At 43.2% G+C, this 19,815-nt stretch carries 28 protein-coding genes and 1 tRNA gene; 4 read left to right on the plus strand and 25 right to left on the minus strand.

Annotation, left to right across the window (positions count from 1 at the left end):
- Positions 1 to 170: 170 nt before the first annotated feature.
- A tRNA-Ile gene (locus tag BMW61_RS15895) sits at positions 171 to 234 on the minus strand.
- Between the two features lie 237 nt (positions 235 to 471).
- Here BMW61_RS15895 and BMW61_RS15900 point away from each other — a divergent pair.
- Both BMW61_RS15900 and BMW61_RS15905 read left to right on the plus strand, forming a co-directional pair.
- A complete protein-coding gene (locus BMW61_RS15900; RefSeq protein WP_091823867.1) occupies positions 472 to 1,458 on the plus strand; it encodes a WYL domain-containing protein in 987 nt (328 codons plus the stop codon).
- A gap of 350 nt (positions 1,459 to 1,808) precedes the next feature.
- Positions 1,809 to 2,072, plus strand: coding sequence for a hypothetical protein (locus BMW61_RS15905; RefSeq protein ID WP_022762696.1), 264 nt, complete (start codon positions 1,809 to 1,811; stop codon positions 2,070 to 2,072).
- Positions 2,073 to 2,357: 285 nt separating this feature from the next.
- On the opposite strand, the gene BMW61_RS15910 is transcribed toward BMW61_RS15905, so the two are convergent.
- The 13 genes from BMW61_RS15910 to BMW61_RS15960 form a co-directional block, all read right to left on the minus strand.
- Complete coding sequence (locus tag BMW61_RS15910) at positions 2,358 to 2,873, minus strand: O-acetyl-ADP-ribose deacetylase (RefSeq protein WP_091823870.1); 516 nt, start codon at positions 2,871 to 2,873, stop codon at positions 2,358 to 2,360.
- Positions 2,870 to 3,031, minus strand: a complete 162-nt coding sequence (locus BMW61_RS22060; RefSeq protein WP_022762698.1) for a hypothetical protein — start codon at positions 3,029 to 3,031, stop codon at positions 2,870 to 2,872. Before BMW61_RS22060 ends, BMW61_RS15910 begins: the two co-directional genes overlap by 4 nt.
- Before the next feature lie 27 nt (positions 3,032 to 3,058).
- Positions 3,059 to 3,529, minus strand: coding sequence for a GNAT family N-acetyltransferase (locus BMW61_RS15915; protein WP_091823873.1), 471 nt, complete (start codon positions 3,527 to 3,529; stop codon positions 3,059 to 3,061).
- Entirely contained in the window at positions 3,519 to 4,868 is a 1,350-nt protein-coding gene (locus BMW61_RS15920) for an MATE family efflux transporter (RefSeq protein ID WP_091823875.1), read from the minus strand. The genes BMW61_RS15915 and BMW61_RS15920 overlap by 11 nt, the downstream gene beginning before the upstream one ends.
- Positions 4,869 to 4,879: 11 nt before the next feature.
- Complete coding sequence (locus BMW61_RS15925) at positions 4,880 to 6,307, minus strand: Ig-like domain-containing protein (RefSeq protein WP_091823877.1); 1,428 nt, start codon at positions 6,305 to 6,307, stop codon at positions 4,880 to 4,882.
- A 17-nt stretch (positions 6,308 to 6,324) separates the two neighbouring features.
- A complete protein-coding gene (locus BMW61_RS15930; protein ID WP_091823880.1) occupies positions 6,325 to 6,582 on the minus strand; it encodes a hypothetical protein in 258 nt (85 codons plus the stop codon).
- Positions 6,527 to 6,706 (minus strand): oxidoreductase, encoded by a 180-nt coding sequence (locus tag BMW61_RS23095; RefSeq protein ID WP_139176381.1) that lies wholly within the window; start codon positions 6,704 to 6,706, stop codon positions 6,527 to 6,529. The genes BMW61_RS15930 and BMW61_RS23095 overlap by 56 nt, the downstream gene beginning before the upstream one ends.
- Positions 6,707 to 6,787: 81 nt before the next feature.
- Entirely contained in the window at positions 6,788 to 7,474 is a 687-nt protein-coding gene (locus BMW61_RS15935) for a Pr6Pr family membrane protein (protein ID WP_091823883.1), read from the minus strand.
- 19 nt (positions 7,475 to 7,493) lie between these two features.
- Complete coding sequence (locus tag BMW61_RS15940; protein WP_091823885.1) at positions 7,494 to 7,709, minus strand: aspartate dehydrogenase; 216 nt, start codon at positions 7,707 to 7,709, stop codon at positions 7,494 to 7,496.
- Between the two features lie 38 nt (positions 7,710 to 7,747).
- A complete protein-coding gene (locus BMW61_RS15945; RefSeq protein WP_091823939.1) occupies positions 7,748 to 8,587 on the minus strand; it encodes an MBL fold metallo-hydrolase in 840 nt (279 codons plus the stop codon).
- 4 nt (positions 8,588 to 8,591) lie between these two features.
- Positions 8,592 to 8,768: a hypothetical protein gene (locus BMW61_RS15950; RefSeq protein WP_022762706.1), complete on the minus strand. Its 177-nt coding sequence runs from the start codon at positions 8,766 to 8,768 to the stop codon at positions 8,592 to 8,594.
- Positions 8,769 to 8,777: 9 nt separating this feature from the next.
- A complete protein-coding gene (locus BMW61_RS15955; protein ID WP_091823888.1) occupies positions 8,778 to 9,560 on the minus strand; it encodes an AAC(3) family N-acetyltransferase in 783 nt (260 codons plus the stop codon).
- Between the two features lie 183 nt (positions 9,561 to 9,743).
- Positions 9,744 to 10,427 carry a hypothetical protein gene (locus BMW61_RS15960; protein WP_091823891.1) on the minus strand — a complete coding sequence of 228 codons (684 nt, stop codon included), beginning with the start codon at positions 10,425 to 10,427 and terminating at the stop codon, positions 9,744 to 9,746.
- 218 nt (positions 10,428 to 10,645) lie between these two features.
- Between BMW61_RS15960 and BMW61_RS15965 the strand changes: the two genes are divergently transcribed.
- Positions 10,646 to 11,077 carry a hypothetical protein gene (locus BMW61_RS15965; protein WP_091823893.1) on the plus strand — a complete coding sequence of 144 codons (432 nt, stop codon included), beginning with the start codon at positions 10,646 to 10,648 and terminating at the stop codon, positions 11,075 to 11,077.
- Between the two features lie 31 nt (positions 11,078 to 11,108).
- Here BMW61_RS15965 and BMW61_RS15970 read toward each other — a convergent pair whose 3' ends face one another.
- From BMW61_RS15970 to BMW61_RS16005, 8 genes are all read right to left on the minus strand, one after another.
- On the minus strand, positions 11,109 to 11,885 hold the full coding sequence (locus tag BMW61_RS15970) for a class I SAM-dependent methyltransferase (protein ID WP_091823896.1): 777 nt from the start codon (positions 11,883 to 11,885) through the stop codon (positions 11,109 to 11,111).
- A 19-nt stretch (positions 11,886 to 11,904) separates the two neighbouring features.
- Positions 11,905 to 13,086, minus strand: coding sequence for a MerR family transcriptional regulator (locus BMW61_RS15975; RefSeq protein ID WP_091823899.1), 1,182 nt, complete (start codon positions 13,084 to 13,086; stop codon positions 11,905 to 11,907).
- A 164-nt stretch (positions 13,087 to 13,250) separates the two neighbouring features.
- Positions 13,251 to 13,490, minus strand: a complete 240-nt coding sequence (locus BMW61_RS15980) for a hypothetical protein (RefSeq protein ID WP_022762713.1) — start codon at positions 13,488 to 13,490, stop codon at positions 13,251 to 13,253.
- A 15-nt stretch (positions 13,491 to 13,505) separates the two neighbouring features.
- Complete coding sequence (locus BMW61_RS22745; RefSeq protein WP_022762714.1) at positions 13,506 to 13,796, minus strand: PspC domain-containing protein; 291 nt, start codon at positions 13,794 to 13,796, stop codon at positions 13,506 to 13,508.
- Positions 13,797 to 14,322: 526 nt separating this feature from the next.
- On the minus strand, positions 14,323 to 14,775 hold the full coding sequence (gene bcp, locus BMW61_RS15990) for a thioredoxin-dependent thiol peroxidase (RefSeq protein ID WP_022762716.1): 453 nt from the start codon (positions 14,773 to 14,775) through the stop codon (positions 14,323 to 14,325).
- Between the two features lie 22 nt (positions 14,776 to 14,797).
- Entirely contained in the window at positions 14,798 to 15,310 is a 513-nt protein-coding gene (thpR, locus tag BMW61_RS15995) for an RNA 2',3'-cyclic phosphodiesterase (protein ID WP_091823901.1), read from the minus strand.
- Between the two features lie 12 nt (positions 15,311 to 15,322).
- Entirely contained in the window at positions 15,323 to 15,877 is a 555-nt protein-coding gene (locus BMW61_RS16000) for a sce7726 family protein (RefSeq protein ID WP_091823904.1), read from the minus strand.
- Positions 15,878 to 15,903: 26 nt separating this feature from the next.
- Complete coding sequence (locus BMW61_RS16005; protein ID WP_091823906.1) at positions 15,904 to 16,236, minus strand: hypothetical protein; 333 nt, start codon at positions 16,234 to 16,236, stop codon at positions 15,904 to 15,906.
- Between the two features lie 213 nt (positions 16,237 to 16,449).
- On the opposite strand from BMW61_RS16005, the gene BMW61_RS16010 reads away from it, so the two are divergent.
- Positions 16,450 to 17,871 (plus strand): sensor domain-containing diguanylate cyclase, encoded by a 1,422-nt coding sequence (locus BMW61_RS16010; protein WP_175475255.1) that lies wholly within the window; start codon positions 16,450 to 16,452, stop codon positions 17,869 to 17,871.
- Between the two features lie 108 nt (positions 17,872 to 17,979).
- Here BMW61_RS16010 and BMW61_RS16015 read toward each other — a convergent pair whose 3' ends face one another.
- The 3 genes from BMW61_RS16015 to BMW61_RS16025 all read right to left on the minus strand — a co-directional run bounded on the left by BMW61_RS16015 (position 17,980) and on the right by BMW61_RS16025 (position 19,725).
- Entirely contained in the window at positions 17,980 to 18,660 is a 681-nt protein-coding gene (locus tag BMW61_RS16015; protein WP_091823912.1) for an MBL fold metallo-hydrolase, read from the minus strand.
- Positions 18,661 to 18,766: 106 nt separating this feature from the next.
- The gene (locus BMW61_RS16020; RefSeq protein WP_026499042.1) at positions 18,767 to 19,306 is read right to left on the minus strand and encodes a glutathione peroxidase; all 540 of its coding nucleotides are present in this window, start codon (positions 19,304 to 19,306) and stop codon (positions 18,767 to 18,769) included.
- A 26-nt stretch (positions 19,307 to 19,332) separates the two neighbouring features.
- Positions 19,333 to 19,725, minus strand: coding sequence for a flavodoxin family protein (locus tag BMW61_RS16025; protein WP_091823914.1), 393 nt, complete (start codon positions 19,723 to 19,725; stop codon positions 19,333 to 19,335).
- Positions 19,726 to 19,815: the final 90 nt, after the last annotated feature.

Raw genomic sequence — 19,815 nt, forward strand, 5'->3', positions numbered from 1 at the left:
TGCTCACAGATCTGTAGCTTCCATGAGCCGCTTTTCAAGATACTGTTTTTTACGCGCCGCGGGCTCTTACCCCGCAATGCCTAAATCATGCTACAGCTGACTTTTCAACGCGTCCCTAGTTAATTGCTGTTAGTATCTTCTTTTTTTCAAGACACATACACCCTTCCGGGCTGGAGCGGGATTTGAACCCGCGATCACGGATTATTCATCCGGTGCTTCACCTCTTAGCTATCCTGTAAGTTAGTTGCTGTCTGTGTCTTTGTAACTCGCCAGGCCTGTTGTGACTTGACTTTGTGACTCGCCAGGCCACTTGTGACTTGGCTTTGTCTTTGTTGTGACTTAATCATAGCGCAGTGTATTGGAGATAAAAAGATGCAGTTTGACTCTTTTCTGCGACCCCAATATAATGTTATAAATGGTTTATATATGTTTTTTATGATGTAATATACATCCCCATAAAAGAGGTGCAATATGACAGAAAAGTATAAAATCTATCTTTCAGAGGATACAAAATCAAGACTTATAAATGACGCTGAACTCTTCGAGTTCACCAAGAATGACGAAAGCGTGAATCTCAACGCTTTTCTCAAGACGCTGATTGTGAACTACTTTGATCAGTACAGGCACGACAGCGAGGCGCTGCTCGCGAATATTATGCAGGATCTTAGCGAGCTTTCTTCTATTAGTAAGAAGGATGCAGCTTTTCTTGCAGATAAGATCGTGAGCACATATATTAAGGCTGACCGCCACCAGAGCGGCAAAAACTCTGCGCTCACCCTGACTGTGAGCGGCTCTTCCTATGAAATTCTGAAGATAATCGAGAACAATATGTTGGCGGAAACGTCCCTCTCACAGTACCTCAAGGACATGTTCAATGCTTACTTGTCCATTCCACGAAGCGAGCGAGAGTCCATCATTTTCAAGGACAGCTATGAGGATATTTCGCGGGCACTGAAGGAGCACCGGGTCCTCTCTTTCACAACCACAACCTCCGGCGACAACAAGGCTTACTATGTTGAGCCCTATATCATTGCGCCTTCCAAGGAGGAGCAGTGCAACTATTTACTGTGCTTTGACAGGCGCGCCAAAAAGCACAGGACTTTCCGCATCTCCAGGCTTCGAAGTGTCTTTGTCAGCTCCGACACGTTCACGCTTAATCCGGACATTCAGGATGAGCTTCGAGAAAAAGCTCTGCGTAGCCCTCATTCTGTGAGTCTGCCCGTGCAGGCTGTCATACGCCTCAACCCTTATGGCGTCAGAAAGTTCAAGGCAATCACCAAGAACCGCCCACTTGTCTCCAAGATTGAAGGTGACCTCTATTACTTTGATTGGCCCGAGCTCCAGCTTGAGGAGTACTTCAAGCGTTTCGGCCGCGACGCCATCGTAATCGAGCCGGAATCCCTGAAGGAGAAGATCAGGAAGTTCTATTATTATGGGCTGAGGGAATATAGTAGGTGAGGAGTTTATAGCTTGTTGTGCCAAGATACGATTGCTTTTCTTGTTTTCTTGGTAGTGTTCAAAACTTGTTGTACCAATATATGTTGACTATTCTTTATATCTTGGTAGTGCTTGGAAGCAGCTCTACCAAGATATTTCTTTTTTCCACTTTTTCTTGGCATCAAAAAATCTTTTCCATACCCAGATCTATGCATTATTTATGTTATCTTGGTAACCCATGATTTCTGCATAAATCCACTTAGCAATTTTCCTTCGGAAGATTTACCTTTTTCCTTCCACATTCCACATTTCACAGTTTTTATGTAGTATAAAAGTCCGAGGGTATGAAAATTTTATAAGGGGAGCGAGGAATGAACAAAATCAAGAGAAATCTTTTATGTTTCACCACAGCTATGCTGTGTCTATTTTCAGTAATCGGATTAACAAACTTCACCGTTATTGCAGCAGAAACATCCGCGGCTCAGACAGAAACGCCTGCAGCCCTGGTTGCACCCACCAATCTTAAATGGAGTGATGATCATCACGCAATTTTCACAGTCGTAGATCAGGAAGCTTACTATTTTGTTTACTTGGAGAAAGATGGCAAAACCATCATGACCTGGCATTGGGGATGACCTGATCCATCCGAGGTTCAACAGTGACGGAACCATTTCATTTACGATCACGCACTTCAGTACTTTTGCCTTTGCTGAGAGACAGACTGTAGGTGCTGTTGAGCAGGGCTCCGACGGAAACAGCTATGAAGTTATCGGTACAAACACAATTGAATTCACCGGTCCGAAGAACAAGAATATTAAGAAGATAAACGCGAACGCAAAAGTAAAGGTTCCGAAGAAAGTTCTTAAAGCCTACAAGAAATTCCTTCCCCTCAAAAGGTCTTAAGGGAAAAGGACAGAAGATCAGTTAAACATTTCCGCCGCGGTTTTCTGATAGATCAGATAATCCTCTTCCGAGAAATTCACGATGGTTATCTCTATCTCGTATCCGACGTTTTCAGCAATCCAATCATTAACAGCGGCGAGGGCAACCTTTGCCGCTTCTTTTTTGGGATACCCGTAAACTCCTGTAGATATTCCAGGAAAAGCGATGCTGTGAAGGTCATTCTTTTTTGCCAGCTCCAGACTGTTCCAGTAGCAGTTACGAAGGTCCTTCGGATCCGAGGCACTGCCGCTGTAAATCGGTCCCACAGTGTGAATGACATGCTTCGCAGGAAGGTTGTAACCTCCCGTGATCTTGGCCTCACCGGTTCTGCAGCCGTTAAGCGTTCTGCACTCGTTCAAAAGCTCCGGACCCGCAGCCCTGTGTATTGCGCCATCAACGCCGCCTCCGCCAAGCAGACTCGAGTTCGCTGCGTTAACAATCGCATCTACTTTGAGTTTAGTTATATCGCCTGCATGATAATTTATGCTGCTCATTTTTCTTCCTTCCCTTCTGTGTTTCCATCTTCTTCAACAAGCACAAACATATCGTCAGGTTGCTTGCATCTCGGGCACACATCGATATCACGGATGCTTTTTCCTTCCTTCTCCTCATCAAAAATGTAACCACACGCTCTACATCTGTAAACTGCCATAAGCACCTCCTCAGTCATTTTCCTTAACTAAAAATTGTACTGCATGAAATTGCCATTATGCTTGAACCCATAAGCCTCGTAGAGCTTAACGCCCATGTTGGAGGCAGTGATGTAAATTGTTCCGCAGCCGTAGTCCTTTGCTTCCTTGACAACTCTGTCGAGGAGCGCGGTTGCTATCCCCATTCTGCGGTAATTCGGATCGGTATACATGCTTGACAGGATTCCAAGCCTTCCGGACGGACACGTGAAGTACGGCGGTTTCTCCGCAAACGACATTCCGCTTGTTCCCACGATTTTGTCCCCATCGAATGCCAGCCATGAGACATAGGTGCCGGCAGCCATATTTTTCGTATAAAAATCGCGAAGTGCTGCGTTTAGGTCGACGCCTTCAGGGGGTGTTTTTCCTTCTGAAGTGTACTCCTCCGTCAGCTGATTGATTCTCATGCTGATGATGGTGTCCAGGTACTCCTGCGTCAGTTTCTTGTATTCAATGCTCATGATTTTCCCCCAATTTTCTCTGCAGATAAAACATGCAGATGAAGCACATTATGATCTGAACAATGGTTGAACACGGCGTCGCAAGGCCGATTTTGAAAAGTGATACCGGCTCCTGCTTACTCATGAAATACGACACAGGAATCCTTATAAGGAACGCGCCTGCGATTCCCTGAAGCATGACAAACTTCGTATATTCCATGCCGTTGAAGAATCCAATGAAGCAGAATAAAAAGCATGTAAACAGGCAGTCGATGGCGTACGCCTTCAGATAATCCCAGGCCGCCATGATGACTTCCTTGTCATTAGCAAAAAGTCCCGCCAGAATATCGCCGTGGAAAAATCCCATGTAAAACATGACCACTGCAAAGATGAAAGACACGCCTATCGCATATTTTAGGCCCTTGAAGGCTCTGTCGTATTTCTTTGCGCCTCTGTTCTGTGATACGAAAGCGGACATTGACTGGGCAAACGCCGCCGGAATCAGCATGATGAATCCGCATACTTTCTGCGATACGCCAACTCCCGCGGAGGCCACAAGTCCCAACGCATTGACTATTGCCAGGATCACAAGGAATGAAATACCTACGAGAAGATCCTGAAGCGCAACCGGCGTACCTATGAAAAGAATTTTTCCTATAATACTTCTGTCCACGCTGAAGCTCTGCCTGCTGAGCGTGAAGGGCAGCGTCTTTTTCCTGATCAAAATAAGTGAGATTATCACGCTCACAAGCTGCGCAGCCACCGTGGCATACGCCGCTCCGCGGGTTCCCATCTTAAAACCGGCCACTAGAACAAGGTCCCCGACAATGTTGCAAATGCAGGCAATCAGCACAGACACCAGCGGCGTGATAGAATCTCCGAGCCCTCTGAAAATACTGCCGATTAGGTTATAGGCTATTATTATGATGATTCCCATTCCGCAAATTCTTATGTACGCTGAGGTCAGGTCAAACGCCTCCTGCGGTGCGTTCATCGCCTTTGCAAGTCCGCTCGAACACAGGGGAATAAGTATTGTTAGAATCACTCCCAGCGATAGAAAAAGCATTATTCCGTTTGCGACAACGTTTCCGCCTTCCTCTCCTTTTTTTTCTCCAATCTTTTGTCCCAGGAAAACAGTGATGCCAAGGGACAAGGCGGTCATGAGGTTCGTGATTGTCTGCATTATCTGCGAGCCGGTGGAGACTCCCGAAACATCCGCGGACTCTCCGAATTTTCCTACTATCAGAAGGTCAACCGCACCGTACAAGGACTGCAAAAACAGCGCAAACAGCACCGGAATTGCAAACTCCAGCAGTGGCCTTAATATTTTTCCTTCTGTAAAATCTATTTGTTTCTCCATTTACTCCTCACTTATTGCACGGTCACTTTTAATGTCTTCGAAATACCGTTTACAGCATAATAATATATGTCACATGTTCCTGCGCCAACGCCCGTGATATTTCCGTTTTCATCTACAGCAGCAACATTCTCATCAGAAGATTTATAACGGAACATTGGTGCATGCTCTTTCATCTTCTTGGAATTATCATCGAGCTTTACAGATGCCTTAACCTTTGTCGTCTTGCCAACTTCTACGGAAACACTCTTCTTGGAAAGATGTATGGATTTGACATTAGCAAACTCTTTATTGTCTTTTCCGGAAACATGTGCAGTAATGGTTCTCCCGAGTTTCTGACCATTACTATCATAGCCCACAACATAGATCTTGAAGCTCTTTTTAAAATTAATCGGTTTTCCGTTAAGCTTTTTGAAAGTTGCGGTAGTTCTGCCTGTAGTCTTCATATTCCTTTGGGAAAAATCAGTGCCGCAATATGCCGCATAAACATCGAACTTTGATGCAGTGCCTTTACTCCAGCTGACTATGAGTTTTCCCTTCTTCTGTTTTACTTTGACTGATGAAAGGAAACGTGATTTTGCATCAGGTGTTTTTTCCTCGCTTGACTTTTTTATTATCCACTCGGCAGTCGCGGAATCCTTATAGTTGCCTTTGCCGGTGACAGTCACTTTATAAGTGCCGGGTTCTTTTGCTGTGAGATCTCCGGTTATGTCATAACAGTTTTCCGGAAGAACTGTGTCTCCGAGCATAACCTTTTCGACTTTTACATTCTGCTCAGAGCCTGTATATTCCAAGGTTGCAGCATTCAGCGTAACTGTTGCTCCCGCGATTGATTTTCCTGTTATTTCAGTTTTGATGCTCACCGGATTACTGTTACTGTGCGTAGCATCTCCGCGCACTCTGTACCATACATAGTACACTCCCACCTCAGTTCTCTTTGGAATCTCCGCAGAAAATTTATCATAAGTCGGAGCAGTGTTTGTATCTGTGATGGCATATTGCAAGGTGCCCTCTGACGTTGATCCGCTTGTAATTAGTTCCTGCGCGGAGCCCGAATAGGTCAGCTGTTTTTCCTCAGGACGTGTGGTTACGCCGGCTGCAGGTGCATTAGTCCAATACGCAGTCACGGTTATAGCGCCTCCAGATACACAATTTGCAGCTATCACTACTGAATCGCCCGGATAATGTATTCCATCAACTCCTGTTATTTGCCAGTTCAAAAATGTTTTATTCGCGGGTGCTTCAAATTCACATTCTGGAAATACGAAGGTATCTCCTATAGATACCTCAATAGGATCCATAGTCCCTGCGCCTCCGTTTGACTCATATCTTAGAGGATATTGTCCGGTTACAGCATGCGCAGCAATTGCATATTCTGTCCCGGAAAATAATCCGATCAAAAGCGCAATTGTCAGGATAATCGATGGCATAGTCTTTGACACTACTATTCCCCCCTTCTTTATTTCCTGCTTCGTTTAGTTTCCGCAGGACATTTGTGCGGCATCCCGGGACCATACTGGCAGTTCGGGCAGCCAAAGCATTTTACGAAAGGTGTCCCGTTTAATACTGCCTCGCAAAAGGCTGGATCTGCAAGAATCGCTTTTCCAAGATCCACTGTATCGACAAGCTCATTTTCAATAAGATACTTCGCAAGCTCAGGCTCATAGATGCCGTTGACACATGATACAGGCATCCACGCATATGAGCCCGCAGCCATGCTCAGCCCTCTCTCTGTAATGCTCAATGTGCTTCTCTGTAGCCTTTCCATCCGACCCTGCATAGTCAAACTTCACAGTCGGCGCCATAGTAAGCCTGTTTCTTATTACTATTTTCTTTACCATGGTTTTCTAAATTCCTTCATCCTGTTATTGCCTTTGGTAAGTCAAAAATACATCTACAGGCTTGGTTGACTTATAGCCGCCCTAACCTCTATGTATAATCTTCCCAATCAAATCCGCAATAACAAGGTAGCAGTAGCCCACAACCATCAGGAAAGCCAGCAGTGCGAGTATCCACCACACAGTGCCCATATATGGGAGCTCGCTTGAGAAGCCAAATGCTCCGGCGGCGCTTCCCCAGTTAAGGAAGAAGTAAGGGTAATTGTTTCCCGGTGAAAACTCCCATCCTCTTACATATCCGATTCCAGCATAGACTGCATAAAGGAGGGGTGGAATGGTGACAAATATCACATTCTTCTTTGCAATCCCTGCACTCGGGGCAATAACAAAGAAATCCAGCACTGCAACAACAGGAACTATCAGGTGCGTCAACGTATTTTGAATATTCCAGGCATTTGCTCCAAGAAGAGGCGCGAGCATGAAGCCAAACACAAAGCCTGTCAGCGTTATTGAAACCGTGCCAACAAACTTGACCACATACCAGGTCTTGCTGATTTTCTTTTTCCCAAGAATCAGGAAAAGACCTATCGCACAGATGATGGCAATAAGAATATTGGACTGAATCGTAAAGTACATCAAAAACCTCGATCCGCCCATGAAGACTTTTCTGCCCGCATAAGCACTGAGAAAAATTCCCACAACCGCCGACAGCACAGTAATAAATTTAAGCACGCAGCTTATTTTCTGTTGTCCCGCAGATAAATCTTTCATATATAAACCTCATGCCGCCTTAGTATATCTTCTCAATATCCCCGCTGATTCCATACGTATCCTTAAACTGAAAAAGATCTTCCGAATCCCTAATCAGCATTACTTCCTCGAAAGTTCCCATATGAACATCCAGAAAGCCTGCAACCTGTTCCCCATTACAAATACTGGCTTTGATCACGGGTTTCTTGTTTTCCTTATCATAGGTTTTCTTTTCGCTTTTCTTTTTGAAGAACATAACTCATGCTCCTTACTTCTCACCAATCACAAAGAAATTCATCCCAAAACCACTTCATCTCCTGAATGTACGTATCTAAGCTGGTCACCCATGATCTCATGCATTGCATCATAGGCCGGAATTCCGGTGCAGTGACAGGTGTAGAAGATTGTATGATACTTTTGAAGTTCCTTTGCCGTGTCAGTGATTACCCGCATTTGCGATTCGGAATATTCGGTCTTCTTCATCAGGTGAAAACCGCTTATTACCACATCCGGCTCTTCCCCGAACTTCCTGATGTACTCCTTCAGGATATTCACAATGCCATTGTGGGCACACCCGGAAATCAGAACATGCCTGCCGCCTTCCTTGATAACAAGAAAATGCTCATGCCTGAAATCGTCCCTAATATAACCACTATCTTTCTTTTCCAGAAGACGCGCATTGGTAAACGGAACGTCCTCTTCGCGCTCATCTATGATAAACAAAGTAAGCTCATCATCAATTTTATAATCGCCCTCGACAAGTTTTATCTGAGGCAAGTCAGCGATATTCTTATCGATTCCGATATAAGTGTATCTATCCCGGTCCTCTGCCACTCCATCATCTGCGTAATATTCTCCCGGCGCCGATTTCTGCATATAGATCGCAGCTGTGGAATTTATTGATGAAAAGGGCATAATTCCCCCCGAATGATCATAATGACCATGACTTAAAACAACAGTATCCACTGCCTTCAGATCAATTCCAAGCACTTCTGCATTTTTTATAGTCTCCTCCGAAGGTCCAAGGTCGACGAGAAGCTTGTGCTTTTCTGTCTCCACATAAAACGACAGGCCGTGTGCACTCGCACAACCTTTTACACCCTCGGTATTTTCTATCAGATTTACAATCCGCATATTCTCACCCATCAATAATAGAATACTGCATCAGCTCATACTTAAGCTTTATTCCTTCTGCGATGCCATCCGGCAGGAGCGCTCTCGCAACAAGCTTAAGATCATCGGATTCTATATCCGTTCTGCGAAGATTTGCATAATCGCCGTCTATACTTTCCACAACATAGTACCAAGTCTCCATAACATCCTCCTATTTCCTGTTTTTCTCAATCCACGACACCGCATAATCCACTAATTCACGCTGGTTCATCAGCCTTAGTTCCGCCTCGCCAAGCATGCATTTATTCACGTCATTCACAGCTTCAAATGCTTTTCCTATATCAACAAAATCCTCACCATCAACAAAAAGTGTCTCGTATGCTTTCCAGATGCGCTCACCGTTTTCCATAACCGCGCTGTGCTCGGTGCAGTTATGCTTGCCGGGATATTCAGCTCGAACATCCGCCAAGTGAATGGAAGTATTTTTGTCGTAGTCCACTCCGATCAGCAAAACCTTCCCGCCAAGCTCATACAACTTACCAATAGGTGATCCCTCTCCGAATATATTTGACAGATCATGGTTTTCGGTTAGATACTGAGCATTTTTGCCCCAGGCCGCTACTGATCTCGCAGGATGGTCACTTCTTATCGCACCCGGCCATGAGCGGAACATTTCCGCAACCGCGCCCATCGTATTTGTTGGCGTGATAGCTTTGTCGTATGCAGGCCAGTTTTCACGTATTTTGTCCCAGTCAGCTTCATCAGCATCCCAGTGAACTCCCGTCTCGGGATCGAGGTTTTTCCATGACTGCGTGGGTATCATGATGGTTCCTTCATCTCCCACCACCTCTATCAAAGCCTCTATAACCGCCTGCGCTCCGCCGCATACATATCCAATTTGGCTAAGAGATGCGTGCACCATCACCGTATCTCCGCTCTGAAGCCCTACTTTCCTTAGTGCTTCTACAATATCCGACTTAATAACTGTTTTCATTTTCTCCTCCTCAAATTCATAGTTCTACTATAGCAGAAAAAGAGCCTTTTAACAGTAAACAATCCATAAAGCATGGCTTTTTTCAGACAATTCCACACGTGAGCATTTTCCATTTCCCATAAAACAAATATACCGCCACGCACCAGCATGACGGCATATCCTCAAATCCATATTATATTGTAATTACTCTGATATCTCTCCACCAGCTTCGCTCTCATAGAGTCCGAGATATGAAACAATCTTAAATTCAGGGTTATCAAGGCTAAGGTCTCTGAACCAGATATCTCCGTCGCCGATGCTTGCACCCATGTAATTAGCCCAGAGATCGGAAACGCTCCAAGACTGAAGCTTAGCAAGTGCCTCTTCGTCAAAGCCCTTGTCATTAGCATAAGCAACGAACTCTTCCTTGTTATTGCAAAGGTTGCCAAGCTCCTCAGAACCGATAGGATACTCGATCATATCACCGATTGTGTCCCAATCCTTTGCGTTTGTAGCATCTACAATTTTCTGCGCATATGCCTCAACGTCTGCACTGCTTGCGCTTGTGAAGACTGAGTAATCAACTGCGCTATCCTCGCCGGCATCAGTTGCACCATCTTCACCGGCATCAGCTGCTTTGTCCTCGCCATCTGCTGCTTCTTCTCCGGCAAGCTCGCCTGCCTCTGTAACATCACCAACTATATCTGAAACATCTGCCTCTGTTACATCAGAAGCTGCTTCCTCTGCTGCCTCAGAAGCCTCACTCTCAGCTGCCTCGGCTATCTCTTCTTCCTGAACATCAACAGTGCTGTTTGAAGCACCCCCACATGCAATAAGCATAGTACTTATCGAAACCGCAAAACACATAGCTAAAATTCTTTTTTTCATAACATTTATCTCCTTTTTAAAAACTATGTTTTGCATTGTATCACAGTTCTTTGTTACAAAGTGTGTAATATTTGTGAAAAATTCTTGTGATATTATCTGCTTCAAAAATTCCTGTACGGTTTGCAACATTTCCCAAAGTCCATCTGTATTATAAATAGACTGAGATAAAACAAGGGATTATCTCAGCAAATAACAATCGGTTATAAAGGAGATACATCATGATTGACAAACCTACAGATTATATTTTCTTAGCTATACTTGGATTTTTCTTAGTTAGACTCATATGGATGCTGGTATCGGATTTTATCGGCATGTTCAACTATTTCCGCGCATCCGTTTATAGCGGACATATAGTAAAGAGCCTCGGCACCGTAAAGGAAAAGGCTTACATCAGCGGCCGTTCCAGCTATTATCACACCTTTGAAAAGTATTGTGTTGAATATAATCTCGACGGTCACTGGCAGCAAAGCGATGTCCTTACAGCAAAAAGGAACCTCCACGCAGGAGATTCCCTTAATGTACATGTTCTGACAAATAATGGAATTCCGGAAATCCAGACAGACACCTGCGGTGCAAAAATAAGATTTATAACACTAATCTTTCTTTTCAGTGTTGCCGCAACCGCTGCGCTTGTTTTCTTCTTCGGCTAAACTCCCCGATGAGCGCGATAAATCATATCCCTCACCACGCTACAAACATTCCCGGATCTTTTGGGAGTTTCAAAACACCGTCCACCATATTGGACAGTAGTTTTTCTCTCACCTCTTCTCGTGAGAGAGTACAGGATTTTTCAAAGGTGATGCCTGAATAGATGTAGTCCATGAGATCATCGATATTTGTTATCTCAAGGGAATCCTTGTAACGCTCTATCCGGACATTAGTGAAAAACGGCTCCAGTTTCTCTCCACCATTTTCCAGAGAGAAATTATTCTCATAGGAAATATCCTGCTCAAGAATGTCGGCAATGGTCTCGAGCACGCCGTTTTGTCCGGATGTTCCGGCGTAGAAACATCCGCCGCTTTTAAGCACTCTTCGAACCTCAGATACCGCCTTGTTTATATCCGGCACATGATAGAGCATGCAGTTAGCTATTACTACATCAAAAGTATTATCTTCAAACGGAATGTCCTGAATATCAATGACCTCGTATTTAACATTTGGCAGCTCACCGAGGTTCTTCTTCGCTTCAGCGAGCATGCCTTCACTCATGTCGGATAAAACCAGCTGCGACAGCTTTCCTATAACATCTCTGTTTTTTACCCACATAACTGCGCTTCCGGTGCCGAGCTCCAGAACTTTCATGCCCTCTTCCAGCTTCATAACTGTAAAATACCAATTATGCAGCCCCATTTTATTGGTTGAATACTTGTCATGAATTGAGATTCTGGTGCTTAGTCCGTTAGAATTCTTGTACTGATCTTTGACGAATTTCGTATCATCAATGAAAATGTTCCCCATATAGCTCCTCCAACTTTTTTCACTTTTTATAGCAATGCCAGAACTGGCTTCCGGTTTCAAGAGCAAACTCTCCGTCCTTTTCAATCTTGTCCTTGAAATAAGAAAGCAGCTTGTCCTCGTAGCGAACGATGGCTTTCTCCTGATCCTTGTAGTAGTCCTTCATCTTCTCTACAATTTCTCCGGCCTCGGTATAATGCCAAACGTTTGGCAAAATAACTGACTCAACCCTTGCAAAGTATTTCTCCATCATTGCTATATACTGATTTCTCTTCTCTGTCTGCTTAGCTATCTTTTCATCTATGAAAGATGCATCTACCCCAACAGCTTCTATAGCTTCTTTGAAATATTTATTCCACTTTGCCACGTTGGCACCGTTTAATGAAAAATATCCATCTTCGGAAACCACGCTGCTTGCATGCGCTACAATAGCTTCGATATCTTTTATCTCGGAGTCAAGGTAGTGAGCAACAACAACGTCATACTCTCCGGTAGCATCTATTTTCTGCCAGGTCTTCTCATCCTCAAGATCCTCAAATTCAAGCTCAATACTTACGTCTTCGGGAAGTGTTTCCTTGTTTTCCGGAATGAACTTTGCAAAATCATCAGCCCAGCTTCCGTGAATATCGTATCCCGTAATCTTTGTGCCCTTTGGAATCTCGGTCCAGTTGTTTCTCCAAAGCTTAGCATATCCGCATCCAAGGTCGAGAACCCTGCTGCCCTCTTTTATCTCAAGCGATCTGAAAATCCTTACATACCAGTCGAGCTCTCCGCTTGTGTGCTTAAGTGCATCCCAGTGGCGCTCGTCTGCTGACTGATCGGCATTCACATACTGTACGATTCCTGCAACATCATCCCAGTCAAGATCATCCTTACGGGCTAGCGTCCTCTTAATTGCATCCGTAATTTTCTCAAGCTGATATTTCTTTTCCTCCATCTTTTGGAGCTGAATCTCCAGCGCCGACTTGATGTCACTTGCTTCACCGCTCTTTAGATTGTCGCGAATTTCTTCAAGAGAAAATCCTATCTGCTTAAGGGCCACGATTTTTTCAAGGATCTGCAGCGCAGCCGCATCATACAGGCGATAATTCCCCTCTGAATACTCAGTCGGCTTAAGAAGCCCCTTTTCATCGTAAAGACGTATTGCCTTCTGCGATACTCCCGCCTTCTTTGCCATTTCTCCGGATGTCATTTTCTTTTCCATTTTCGAAACCTCCTTCTTGTTGATAAATCAACCTTAAGGGGTTCCCTAAGGGAAGAGTCAACAGTGTTTTTGATAATTATACCCATGAAAAAGGCAGGACACAATTCAAATGAAAAGTACCCCGCCCTTGTAGTTAAAATATTCTTCAGTTTTTCCTTTTTTTATCACGCCGATTTGAAAACTTCCTCTCCGGAAGCTTTTTCCTTTTTCTTTAACGCAATTGTTTTTTCAAGTATATACTTTGCAGCCTGCTTTACCGGGAAAAGGTAGCCCACTCCTATGAGGAAGATTCCTATGCATTCCCACATCAAAAGTGCATTTCCTTCATCAAGCGCATCTCCAAGTAATAAGATGCCACCTACTATTGCACATGCTGCAAACACATTTCGAAGTGTCTTGTTCATGATTTTCTCCCATTCTCATGACATCGGGAACTTGAAGCCAACGGGTTCATCTGTTTCATAATAGTTATTATTTGCCGAGTAACTGTTTTCTTCTTTATAAGTTGTTTTTTCTGCTGCGCCTTCAGGACATTCGTCCATGATGATCGCTGCTATGATGTACGGAAGGATTCCTACGCCCGTAAACATTACTGCCAGAACAAAAATAAGTCTTACTATTGTAGGATCAACGCCGAAATATTCTGCAATGCCTCCGCATACGCCACAGATCTTTTTATCATTACTTTTGTGTATTCTCTTTTCACTCATAACTAACGCCTCTCTTTCTTCTGAAGCACTCACTTGTTTATATAACGAATATAATCCTCATTTGTCTTCAAATAAAATCTATTTACAGCAAAAACACTACCCTTATTTTCTTTTTCTGTGGCTTTCAGATGCTAGTATAAACGCACAAAAAGAACAGGCCTCATCATACACTGATTTTGGCCTGTTCTGCACTGATTCGTTCAAAAGAATAACCTGGTCAATTCTGCATTGATCAGGTTACTCAGGTCACATATTTATATTAGGAGGAGTTAAAAAATGAAGAAAATCTCTTATTATCGTTTCGTTTTAATACATCCTCTGAAAGCTCGGGCTTTCTCGGGAGGCTCCCATACAGAAACCGGAGGCTTGTCTCGTTCCCTGTATGATTGTCTTTCTGATATATTTATCGGTCCGGATTTTCAGCCTCTTAACCCTTTTTGAAAAAGTATTAAACTTTCATAATTAAGCAAAATAAGTGGATTTTTTCTTCGCTCCTTCTCCTTGGTACATCCTTACATAAAGCTCATCACAATTCTCCAAGCATCTTTTCGGGATCATCAGCCGCTTTTACTTTATCGTTCGCCCTGATGATTATGCCTTCTTCATCTATCAGATATGTTGTCCGCACCACGCCCATGGATACCTTGCCATAGTTTTTCTTCTCTTTCCAGACATCATAGGCCTCAATCACCTTTCGCTCAGGATCTGCCAGCAGTGTGAATGCAAGTCCGTACTTCTCCTCAAACTTCTTATGGGAAGCCACTGTGTCCTTACTCACGCCAAGTACAACCGCTCCTTTTTCTGTAAACTGCGGATATCTCTCTGAAAAGCCGCATGCCTGCTTAGTGCATCCGGAAGTATTATCTTTCGGATAAAAATAGAGAATAACCTTCTTACCTCTGTATTCTTCCAGCGAATGCATTACTCCGTTCTGATCCGGAAGTTCAAATGACGGTGCCTTTGTTCCTACTTCGAGCATGAATTATTCCTCCTTATCTTTTTTAGAAAGCTCTCACATAGCCAATCTCCGTGTAGACCATTCCGTGCTTTCCGCGTTCTGATTTCATCAATGAGATTCCCTTTACTCTCATCGATTCCTCGGTAGTAATCTCATATTGCCCGGGGAAATCCTTATTTCCGGTCGCCCGTCTGACAAGTGTGATATGAGGGATAAACTTTTTCCTGTCATACTCAATGTCTTCATCAGACAAAGCTTTTCTAAGGCGCTTCACATAATCATGAAGTTCCTGACTTTCCTCAATGTTCGCAAACACCATATCCTTAAAACGCCTTGTGCCTGAGGCCTTTATACTAAAGGACTTCAAAGGCACATCCCGCATTACCTCAATGACTTTTTCAGGCTCATCATTTTCTCCGAGAAATGCCAAAGTGATGTGGAGGTTCTCCGGTCTCGTATAACTGCCCCTTATTCCTTCGCGCATCAGATCATCCTGCATCTCTGTCAGGGCATCCGTCATATTTTCATCAAGGACAATTGCAATAAAAAGACGCATATGAACACCTCCTTACTCAAATATAGAGTAATCCCTATCGAAAAGTACCTCAAGCATCTGCTTTTTCAGCAGTTCTTTATCAACACTCTCCATCAGATATTTCTTGCGGTACATTTTACTCTTATCGGAGTATTTATATAGTCCATTTTCTTCCTGAAGAACAGCAAGCTCGCTCTTCCACAAAAGTCCCATCTGATTGTTCAGCTTTACCTTCGGACTGCGCATCGGGGCACGCATCTCGTAGCAATCAAGGCTTCCGGCATCATCTTCAACAGTGATAATTCCCCAGTGATCAGGCACATGCTCTTTTATGTGCCCTGCATGAGTCGTTCCCACAACAACATAGTTGTAGTCAAAAAACCTGTCATAATCCCTGACCTGTCTGGAAAGTCTTTCATAGGTGTCTGCATCACTTTTAATTTCAACACCATAGAGCCCCTCGTCTGTAACCATGACAATATCCGCTCTTGATTTTCCTATTGTCAGTTCTTCAAAGAAGCGTATTTTTCCATATTTTGTTTCAAGATAGTCGCAAAGTCCATCCCTGATATCTGCGTCGCGAAGCATAGAGAGGATCCCCTTATCTCTAATAGTTATTGTTCGGTTTCCTGCTCCATTTTTCTTCTATCAAGCATAGCACCGATGGCCATACCTGCAAGCATTCCAAATGATGTCCCGAGGCACATTCCGGTCGAAACTTTCCCGGAAATACAATAATTTGCAATACATCCTGCTATAACTCCAATGCCCATTCCCCAGCACTGTCCAAGTAACAAATATCTGTGTTTTGCTCTGTTTTTTTCATACTCTTCCTTGTTCTTTTCAGACATATCCTTAATATTCTTGGATGTAGCTACCCCAAACAAAAGATAAACCGGCGCAAGTACTGCAATTAATACAATAAAAAGTAATACCTTAGGTGTCATAGTTTTTCTCCTCCTTAGTTCCCCATGAAGATTGCTTGTACATAGCGAATCTTCACTTTTATCCTTTTACTATAACAGAAATATTTCCAATTAACAGTGAATTATCAAACTGTTAAATCGCTATTTCTCCCTACACTTAATATTTTAGGTTTTTTTAATAATTCTCTTTAGCTGAATAACGTATCATTAGAGTTAGGAAGGTGGTAGATGACTATGGATTTTGATTTAATTGCCAATAGCTTGGGTGCATTTACATGCGTTTTATCAGTGGAGAAGCTCCCGGATGGAAAGACCGGTGATATCCGTATTGTAGCAGGCAATAAAGCATATATAGATTCTATTGAGAATCCAATCCAGGAACTCAACATGGAGAATCGCACCTTTATTCCAAACTCTGTATATACGGACTATATTCCTAAGGATCTCAATTTTGAGACTGCTACTATTCAGGCAGCGGTGAATAAAAAAGTGATTCATACCTACGTCAGGCCCGAAAGGCATGGCGCATGGCTTAATATGGTCTTTATGCCGCTTATGACAGACCATGATAATCTGTGCTACTGCACCTACACCATGGAAATAGATCTCTCTCCCAATACAGAAGCTATGTCTGACGTATCAGGAGAAATAGCCGCAGCAGTTTTAAACAACTGCCTGGTTCTTAGTGGAAACAATGACTTTGAAAAGGCCATGAATGAAGTTGTTAAGTCCATAAGACAAATGTGCTCAGCGGAAATGTGTGTCATTTTGCTTCTTAACAATGAAGAGCAGTCCTGCAGAGTATTAAGTGAAGATCTGGCAGAAGATACAGAGCTTAACCCCTTTGGCTTCCATATTGAAAAGGGATTTTACAAGGTGGTTTCCACTTGGGCGGATACTATCTCCGGAAGCAACTGTCTGATTCTGAAAGATGAAAATGACATGAACTATTTGAAGAAAAAGAATCGTGCCTGGTACGATTCGCTGATAAATGAGAAAATCTTTTCTCTTGTCCTTTTCCCTATTAAATCAGGTGATGAGACTATAGGGTATATATGGGCTGACAATTTTGATCCGGAAAAATCAGATAAAATAAAAGAAACTCTGGAAATAACTACATTTATCTTAAGTTCGGAAATAAGCAATTATCTGTTATTGGACAGATTGGAAACTCTCAGTTCCCGTGATATGCTTACCGGCGTCATGAACCGAAATACAATGAATAATTTTGTCGACAGGTTAGCTCAGGCATCAGAGAAAAAGAGTCATTCTCTTGGTGTTATTTTTGCTGACCTGAACGGCCTTAAACGCGTAAACGATACAGAGGGTCATATAGCCGGTGATAGGCTGATAAAAAAGGCTGCCGATATACTTACGGAAGTATTTGATATTGACCAGATCTTCAGGGCAGGTGGCGACGAATTCTCCGTAATACTTCCTTCCACAACTAAAGAGGAAGTGGCGGATAAAATACAAAAAGTCAGAGACCTTTCGGAGAAATCCGGCAACGTAAGCCTCGCCATAGGAAGCTGCGTTGTAAGTGACGCAAAGGATATAAGATTAGCGCTCAGGAAAGCAGACGAGGACATGTACGCCGACAAGAAGCGTTATTATGCTACTCATCCTGAAGCTGAGCGCAGGAAGCGTGATAATTGAATCCCATACCATATCCAGACCGCCATCTTTTCTTACTCCCATGATATCAATTGTATTTGTGTCCATTTCTGTTCTACCTCTTAATAATCCCAAATAATCGAAAATTTTTTATTCGCAAAGGAATGTTGCCACCCCGACATCATATGCTTTGACGGTCTGGCCAAACATATCCCTCTCTGTCGGAATAAGCTCACCCTTTTCAACCTTTTTTGCACCCTCGATAAGCTTTTCCACTATTGAAAAATCCACCGGCAAAGTTCCATGATTTGCATATATACCCTTTATCTTACCCTTATATTTTTCAAGTCTTTTTAGACTGTGGATGTAAGCGCTCATATCACGCATGGGTCCAAACATGAATATTCCGCCATCCTGGATCGGGTCACCACTAAAGAGCATTCCGCTGTTTTCATCAAGAAGCGCTGTGCTTCCGGGCGTATGTCCGGGAAGAGCAATTGCCAGAAGTTTGCGTCCTCCTATATCAATAACATCGCCGTCATATATCGGAATTATCTTCTGAGAAGGGTGCGGCTTGCCATAATTAACAAGCTCAGCGGGATTTATCAAAACTTCATCGAATTCATCATTACTGCCGATGTGATCCATGTCCGCATGTGTATTAAACAGTCTGACCGGAAGCTCTGTGATCTCTCCCGCAAGTTCTCTGGCGTTATGAACCTCCATACCGCTGTCAATCAGCAGCGCCTGCTCTGTCCCAAGCAATAGGAAAAATCTCACACCACCTTCATCATACTGATATGTACTGTCATCTATCTTTTTCCATTCCATGTTGTATCCTCCAATTTTTCATCCTAAGGGATGTATAGTTTCCGCTCTAGATTCAATCAAAACATCCTTGATATGCCAGAGTCAATACTAATAAATCCAAACACTTTCAAAGAAGAGATTTTATGCACGCCTCAACATCTTCCACATCAGCTGTGGGTTCAAAACGTGCAACTACGTTTCCTTCCCTGTCAATTACGAACTTTGTGAAATTCCACTTAATATCAGGCTTCTTGTCCCAATCAGGATCCGCCTCTGCAAACATCTTCTCAAGTAATTCTCTGTACTGATGATCCTGGAAGCCTCCGAATCCCTTCTGAGATTTAAGGTATGTGTAAAGTGGAAGCTCATTCTCACCGTTTACATCAGCTTTTTTCATCTGAGGGAATGTTGTATTGTAGTGAAGTGTGCAGAATTCATGGATTTCCTCATCTGTACCGGGAGCCTGTCCGCCAAACTGGTTGCACGGGATATCCAGCACCTCAAGACCTTTGTCATGATATTTCTCATAAAGCTCCTCTATTGGTTTGTACTGAGGTGTAAAACCACAACCTGTGGCTGTGTTCACAACCAGAATAATCTTCCCTTTGTAATCAGCAAGGTTAAGTTCTTCACCTGTTCCTGTAGTTACTTTGTAATCATAGATCATCTTTATGTCCTCCTTGGTCATATTCGTCAAATATATTTTTTTGCAAACTTCACTGCTTCATCCCTGCAGCCGTCTACAGCCTTGCTCTTAAAATACAGGGTATCGCTCTCAACCTTGATCCCCTTATCTGTCAGAGCATCCTTAATAAGGTCCAGTGCGTGCTTTGAAAGCCATGATGTTGAAAAAACCACTGCCTTGCCGACTTTATCACCGGATAATGTCTTCAGGTACTGCTTCAGATTTTCATCAATACCGTAAGCGTAGAGCGCCCCACCAATAAAAAGGACATCTACTTTATCTGAAAGTTCAGCATTGTTTGAATCTACTGAGACAGCATCTACACCTGCTGTTTCTGCAATATACTCTGCAACCTTTTTTGTGTTCCCTGATCTTGAATAATATCTGACTGCTGTGCTCATGGCATCCTCCTTTTCGTTCAATCTGCATATTCCATTTTATTACATTTAATTGTGTACAATGTTAATTATAATACTATTCCACAAAAAAAC

The organism is Butyrivibrio sp. ob235 (assembly GCF_900109475.1).
In the GTDB taxonomy this organism is placed as follows: domain Bacteria; phylum Bacillota; class Clostridia; order Lachnospirales; family Lachnospiraceae; genus Butyrivibrio.